Source organism: Dokdonella immobilis (assembly GCF_900115085.1).
Lineage (GTDB): Bacteria > Pseudomonadota > Gammaproteobacteria > Xanthomonadales > Rhodanobacteraceae > Dokdonella > Dokdonella immobilis.
Window position 1 is genome coordinate 86,111 of sequence record NZ_FOVF01000016.1, and the last position, 6,648, is coordinate 92,758.

At 61.0% G+C, this 6,648-nt stretch carries 5 protein-coding genes, 1 tRNA gene and 1 pseudogene; 3 read left to right on the plus strand and 4 right to left on the minus strand.

Annotated elements, in window-relative coordinates; translation table 11 throughout:
- Positions 1 to 31: 31 nt before the first annotated feature.
- The 3 genes from alaS (at position 32) to BM125_RS11930 (ending at position 3,383) form a co-directional block, all read left to right on the plus strand.
- Positions 32 to 2,689, plus strand: a complete 2,658-nt coding sequence (gene alaS / locus BM125_RS11920; protein WP_092408238.1) for an alanine--tRNA ligase — start codon at positions 32 to 34, stop codon at positions 2,687 to 2,689.
- A 300-nt stretch (positions 2,690 to 2,989) separates the two neighbouring features.
- A complete protein-coding gene (csrA, locus tag BM125_RS11925; protein WP_092408240.1) occupies positions 2,990 to 3,196 on the plus strand; it encodes a carbon storage regulator CsrA in 207 nt (68 codons plus the stop codon).
- Positions 3,197 to 3,290: 94 nt separating this feature from the next.
- Positions 3,291 to 3,383: transfer RNA gene (locus BM125_RS11930), tRNA-Ser, on the plus strand.
- Between the two features lie 159 nt (positions 3,384 to 3,542).
- Here BM125_RS11930 and BM125_RS20650 read toward each other — a convergent pair.
- From BM125_RS20650 to BM125_RS11945, 4 genes and pseudogenes are all read right to left on the minus strand, one after another.
- A pseudogene (locus BM125_RS20650) lies at positions 3,543 to 3,686 on the minus strand (integrase core domain-containing protein); the annotation flags it as partial.
- Between the two features lie 861 nt (positions 3,687 to 4,547).
- Positions 4,548 to 5,621, minus strand: a complete 1,074-nt coding sequence (locus tag BM125_RS11935; protein ID WP_092408242.1) for a DUF3800 domain-containing protein — start codon at positions 5,619 to 5,621, stop codon at positions 4,548 to 4,550.
- Positions 5,622 to 5,642: 21 nt separating this feature from the next.
- The gene (locus BM125_RS11940; protein WP_092408244.1) at positions 5,643 to 6,233 is read right to left on the minus strand and encodes a hypothetical protein; all 591 of its coding nucleotides are present in this window, start codon (positions 6,231 to 6,233) and stop codon (positions 5,643 to 5,645) included.
- Positions 6,234 to 6,409: 176 nt separating this feature from the next.
- Positions 6,410 to 6,648 (minus strand): ATP-binding protein (locus BM125_RS11945; protein ID WP_175498051.1); only part of this gene is annotated, 239 nt, incomplete at its 5' end.

The following is a 6,648-nucleotide window of genomic DNA, read 5'->3' on the forward strand; positions in this document are numbered from 1 at the left end:
CGTGTCCGCTTTTCCTGGATTGGTCCGATTGATGAAAACCAGCGCCGAAATCCGCTCCGACTTCCTCGAATTCTTCCGCTCAAAGGGGCATCTGGTCGTGCCGTCCAGTTCGCTGGTTCCGGCCAGCGATCCGACCCTGATGTTCACCAATTCGGGCATGGTGCCGTTCAAGAACGCGTTTCTCGGCAGTGAAAAGCCGCCCGGCGCGCGCGTTGTCGACGTCCAGCGCTGCCTGCGCGCCGGCGGCAAGCACAACGACCTCGACCAGGTTGGCTACACGGCCCGCCATCACACCTTCTTCGAGATGCTCGGCAACTGGTCGTTCGGCGATTATTTCAAGCGCGAGGCGATCGTCTGGGCCTGGGAACTGCTGACCGAAGTCTGGAAGCTGCCGAAGGAGCGCCTGCTTGTCACGGTCTACCAGACCGATGACGAGGCCTACGCGATCTGGAAGGACGTGGTCGGGATCCCGCCGGAGCGCATCGTCCGCATTGGCGACAACAAGGGCGCGCCGTTTGCTTCGGACAATTTCTGGCAGATGGCCGATACCGGGCCCTGCGGACCGTGCACCGAAATCTTCTACGACCACGGCGCGCACATCCCGGGTGGTCCGCCGGGTTCGCCGGACGAGGATGGCGATCGCTACATCGAGATCTGGAACCTCGTTTTCATGCAGTTCGATCGCGCCGACGACGGCAGCCTGTCGCCGTTGCCGGCGCCCTGCGTCGACACCGGCATGGGACTGGAGCGCCTGGCGGCGATCCTGCAGAAGGTGCACAGCAATTACGAGATCGACCTGTTCCAGCACCTGATCAGGATTGCGGGCGAGCTGACCGGCACGGCCGATCTTGAAAACAAGTCGTTGCGCGTGATCGCCGACCACATCCGCGCCTGCTCGTTCCTGATCGTCGACGGCGTGCTGCCGTTGAACGAGGGCCGTGGCTACGTGTTGCGCCGGATCATCCGTCGCGCGCTGCGCCATGGCTGGATGCTCGGCGTGCGCGGCGATTTCTTCTGGAAGATGGTCGCTCCGCTCTGCGAGCAGATGGGCGAGGCCTATCCGGAACTGGCGGCCAAGCGCGAATTCATCGAACGTGCGTTGAATGCCGAAGAAGAACGCTTCGGCGAGACGCTCGAGCAGGGCATGAAGGTATTCGCGGACGTTGCCGCCAAGTCGGATTCAATCATTCCTGGCAGGGACGTCTTCCGTCTCTACGACACCTACGGGTTTCCGGTCGACCTGACCGCCGACATCGCACGTGAACGCGGACTGGCGGTCGACATGCCGGGTTTCGAGGCGGCCATGGACGAGCAGCGCGAGCGCGCGCGCGCGGCCAGCAGTTTCGAATCGAAGGGGCAACTGCCGGCCGAATTGGCCAGTTCGCTGCCGCCGACGGCATTCAGCGGCTATGAGCACACCGAGGAAGACGGCGAGCACGTGCTGGCGATCGTGCGGGGTGGACGCCGGCTCGAAGCGCTGGCCCCAGGCGAGGAGGGCATCGTCATCCTCGACCGGACCCCCTTCTACGCCGAGTCCGGTGGGCAGGTCGGCGATACCGGTGCATTGTCGACCGACGCCGGGCGCTTCATCGTCCGCGACACGGTCAAGCTCGGTGGGGCCTTTCACGGTCACGTCGGGCACTGGGAAGGGGCCGGGGACCTCAGGGCCTCAGCCGGCGTTCGTGCCAGTGTCGACGCCGCTCGGCGCCGCTCGGTCGTGCTCAATCATTCCGCGACCCACCTGTTGCATGCGGCGCTGCGCAAGGTGCTCGGCGAGCACGTGACCCAGAAGGGCTCGCTGGTTGCACCGGATCGGCTGCGTTTCGATTTTTCCCATTTCCAGCCCACCGACACCGCCGAACTGCGCCGAATCGAGGACATGGTCAACGCCGAAGTCCGCGGCAATGCGGACGCCGAAATCCGCCATATGGGCTATGACGAGGCGATCGAGTTCGGGGCGATGGCCCTGTTCGGCGAAAAATACGGCGATGAAGTTCGCGTGCTGCGCATGGGCGACTTCTCCACCGAACTCTGTGGTGGCACGCATGTTGCGCGCACGGGCGATATTGGCCTGTTCAAGATCCTGGGCGAAAGCGGCGTGGCTTCCGGAATCCGCCGCATTGAAGCGGTGACCGGTGCCGCCGCGATAGCCCATGTCGTCGAGGAGGAACTGCGCCTGGCCGAGATCGGCAGCTTGCTTTCCGCGCAAGGTGTCGAGGTGGTCGACAAGCTTCGCCACGTTCTGGATCGCCAGAAGAAGCTCGAACGCGAGCTCGAATCGTTCAAGGCCAAGGCAGCCAGCGCGGCAACGGCTGATCTGGCCAACCATGCCGTTGACGTCGAGGGCATCAAGGTTCTCGCAGCGCGCGTCGATGGACTTGACGCCAAGGCGCTGCGCGAGGGCATCGACGCCCTCAAGCCGAAGCTGGGGGACTGCGTGATCCTGCTGGCCGCGGGCGCGGACGGGAAAGTCGCCCTGGTGGGCAGCGTTGCGGGCAGCGCTTTGGGCCGGCTCAAGGCGGGCGAGGTCGTCGCGCACGTGGCTGCGGCAATCGGCGGCAAGGGCGGCGGACGACCGGACATGGCCCAGGGCGGTGGCAACGACACCCCCGCACTGGCCGAAGCTCTGGCTGCGTTGCCACAATGGTTGGCTGGCAAGCTTGCCGGTCAGCAAGCGGCCGGATCCTGAACCTCCCGGGAAATTTTCGACGCGGCGAGGGCGCCGGGGCCGTCGGAAGCAACCGGCTTCATTGCGCATACAAGACAGCTTCGCTTAGTATCAGGGTCGTCATGCCAGACACCGATTTCCGGCGCGATTCGAACAATCGGGCGTCGGTATGGCGAGGCTTCGAACATTGGGGGGAACGGGCCGCGAGGTCAGCTAGGGAGGCTGGTCTCGGTCCCCGGAAATGACGCCTGGCTGCGTGCGGGTTTGTGCGCGATAGGCTGCCAAACCGGATCGACGAGTTGGTTTCAAGGAGCAGATACTATGTTGATATTGACCCGCCGGGTCGGGGAAACCCTGATGATCGGCGATGAAGTGACGGTTACGGTTCTTGGCGTCAAGGGAAACCAGGTGCGGATCGGCATCAATGCACCCAAGGATGTTTCCGTACATCGCGAGGAGATCTACCAGCGCATCAAGCGCGAACAGAATCCCGGCGATGAGAGTTCCAGCGATACCAGCGAATCCTGAGCTTTACCGAGCGACCCGCGGCGGGTATCCTTCGCGGCCCGCCGATTCTGCGGAATCGGCAAACTGGCACCCAAGGGCGCCAGTGCGAGTACCCGGAGAGATGGCCGAGTGGTCGAAGGCGCTCCCCTGCTAAGGGAGTATAGGGTCAAAAGCTCTATCGAGGGTTCGAATCCCTCTCTCTCCGCCAGTTTTAGCGATAAGCCTCTGAAAAATGGGGCTTTTTCGTTTCCAATCTTCTTTGTCCCTCTTTTTGTTCCCATCGACGCGAGACGCCAGTTTCATAGCGACTGCTAGAGCACGGAAGGATCGGTAATCCCTTCATGACTAACCGACCTCAGAAGTGGAGCTATGCGGCCATGGCGAGTTTCCGCATGGGGGTGACGCCGCCGATGGCTGTGTTGGGCCGCTTGTTTTTCTTGTAGATCCCCAGCCAGCATGTTGCCGATAGCTGCACTTGCTCGATCAAATCGAACAGATGCTGTGCCAGCCAATCCTAGCGGACAGATCGTGACCGCCCATTCCGGCAGGCCGTAACCGGTGGTTCTGGTCAAACCTGAACATCGGTCACGATCAACCGAGATCGACGGCCACACCTTGCCGAATTGACCAATCATTGCTCGCCAACTGGGCGGTCACTATGGGCTGGAATACGCACTGGCCATGAGTTGCTTGTATTTGTATGGAAAATAAGGCGACGTTAAGACCTGACAAAACCTGACACTTCCTTCAGTTTCTCTTGTCCAGATCGCTCGGCGTGGGTCGATCCCGGTGGCCAGTCAAAGAGGGGGTACGGAAACGGTACTTCCTTTGACAATGAGGCAGCGAATCGGGGGGCTAGTGATCGATGATTCTCTTGGATCGAGTTACGGTTTGTTACGCCATGGAGAACGACGCAATATTATTCGGAGGTTCCGCAAACTGGATTCGATGTTGGGTTTTGTTGTGCTCGCTGCACCGAGGACTTTTATCGGCGTTCGAGGCGCGAGCGCAGATCAGCTTCCAACGCGGCCGACTCAGACAGCATGAACCCCACAAAACCCCACATGAGTCGACCAATTGGTTTTTCTGCCATATCTGCTTGTCGACGCGAGATACTAAGCATCATTTCCGGAAAGTGGCTGGTCGGCGATCCCGTTGGGCGGTCACATGCGGAATGCTGACAAAGGGGGGTGGTGAATCCGCACACCCTTTGCCGTTGCAATGCGTCGGTGCCCAGTGAATGGATATTGGCCAAGTTTGCCCAACGCTCAAACTTGTGAAGTTGGCGAAGGCCCTTGATAGCCAGGCCTTTGCCACTCGACAAGCTGCCCTTTCGGATAGCTGCTGAGTCGACCGCCGAAGCTCTGGCGATCTAGAGCAAGCCGCGTCGACGCGCCAAGTGTTCGACCAACGGATCGACGGGGTTGCATCCGTCGCCGATCGTGTCGAGCGCCTCAGGCGTGGCATCCGGCGTCGGCACGACGGCACCTACGACCCATTCGGGGCAACGAAGTGCACCGATGGCCTCTGCCAGGGCGTCCTGTGTGCCGGTGCGCCGCGACTTGAGCAGGTGGTTGATGGCCCCGGCGCACAGATCTGCCAGTTGCAACGAAGGATGATCTTTCGAGTCGCCCTGCTCAAGAGAGGCGGCGCGAAGGGGGAATTCGAACTGACGCCGGTCGTAGCCCACGGGCACGGGTGTCTCGTTGAAGCTCGCCATCAGTTCAAGGAATAAGCTCTCAGAGGCCACCACCGGCTTGGATCGATCGTGCACGACCGCAAATGGCTCGCGCAGCCGGCGTCCCCACACCACGATGTGTTCGAACAGAGCGGGAATAGAGGGTTCGAGGGCTAAGGGGTTGATCGGACCGAGCCAAGTATCAAGTTGTGAAGCGTCGCCGAAAGGTTCGAGAAATTCTCGAAACTCATCGTCGGCGCACAACTCCACGGCGCGCTGGACGGCCAACAGATAGCGACTGCGCGTGGCGGGATTCCGGTCACGAATCAGCGCGACAAAGGCAGAGAAGAACTCGTCAGCCGCGGCATCCCCGCACAGCGGCGCCAAGCTGCAATAGAGCACGTTGGAGGCGCCGATGTTCGCACCATCGCGATACAGGTCGACATCGCGCTCGTTTAGGAGGGTCTCCATCACTAGGTCGATGATCTTGCTTGCGATCATGTATCGCTTGTGGAACACGTCGACCACGATGCGAGATGCATTGAGCCGCGGGTCAGACAGCAGCCGGATTAAGCGCGACGTCCCCGTCGTTGAGCGTTTGAGAAAGGCGAACTTCGATTCGTTGGTCTGGCTGCTTCGCACGACCTCCAGAATTTCCTGCGCTTCGGCTGCACCAAAGTTGTTCGAGGCGAGCACGAAGTATGGTTGATCCGAATCCAGCAGGTTCTGGCCGGAGTGCCCCGCTTCGTCACAGTAGATCGTCTTCATGTTGGGGGATTCTCGCGCAGGCTAGCCCAGGAGGAACACGTTCCATCGGAACGGCTCGCGGTACAACTCGGCCAATTGTCGATCCAGCACGAACGAGTACTCATACACCTGCCAATCTTGCTGCTCGTGATGTGCCGCTTCGAGACGATCCAGCCACGTCTCATCGGGTAGTACCAAGCCAGCGATGTCAGGACGAAATTCCAACGCCTCGGCTCGGACCCGCCATTCGCGTTCCCAGCCGAAGTCAACGGGAGGATTGGCGTCCGGCTCGTATCGCATGTGCCGCCACTTCATCTCGTCACGCAGCGCGTGATACTCCGCGTCGCTCTGATAGATGACTGGGCGCCCGCCGCGCGAAAAGATGTGAGCTTTCTCGAAGATGACGCCAAAGGGCTGGTAGCGGGAATACGCATCCGGATTCACGAGCCCGCCCGGCAATGAGGCCAATGGCGCTTCGGTAAAACACACGCACCGATAGCCGCCTCGGATCATGCCGTTGCTGCCTCGCAGCACGCGCTCTTCCACGATCTGGCTGAGTCGGGCGAGTGCGGCGTCGGGGGTGTCGCCGCTAGTGAAGTGCACCAATTTGTCCGAGATGTCGTTGCGTGGCATGCGCTGTCCTTGTCGATGGCTCCTACATGTTATCACCGCATGCGCGGGGCGCTTGTGGTGTTGGCGCTCGTTGAAAACTGACCATCTCTGCTCGTTGAAAATTGACCAGGGATAAAGGCCGGGGAGAGCTCCCTCGGCGTGGTCGGAGTGTAACTCCGAGCGTGGGTCGGAGGGGATCAGAAGGGTTCTTCGATCACCTCCTTGGATGCTCGCTGCTTGGCCTGCTCACGCGACTTGATTCGGGCTTTGGCCTGGCCGCTGCTCTGGTGGAATCGGTAGGATTCATTGCCCGTCTCGACGATGTGGCAGTGGTGGGTCAGTCGGTCGAGCAGAGCCGTGGTCAGCTTGGCGTCGATGAACACGTTGGCCCATTCGGCAAACACCAGATTGGTGGTGATGATGACGCTGGTGTGTT

What these genes read in the sequence shown, in the direction of transcription:
- alaS (WP_092408238.1), top strand. Translation starts at nt 32, where the DNA reads ATGAAAACCAGCGCCGAAATCCGCTCCGACTTCCTCGAATTCTTCCGC.
- BM125_RS11940 (WP_092408244.1), bottom strand. Translation starts at nt 6,233, where the DNA reads ATGCCACGCAACGACATCTCGGACAAATTGGTGCACTTCACTAGCGGC.
- csrA (WP_092408240.1), top strand. Translation starts at nt 2,990, where the DNA reads ATGTTGATATTGACCCGCCGGGTCGGGGAAACCCTGATGATCGGCGAT.
- BM125_RS11935 (WP_092408242.1), bottom strand. Translation starts at nt 5,621, where the DNA reads ATGAAGACGATCTACTGTGACGAAGCGGGGCACTCCGGCCAGAACCTG.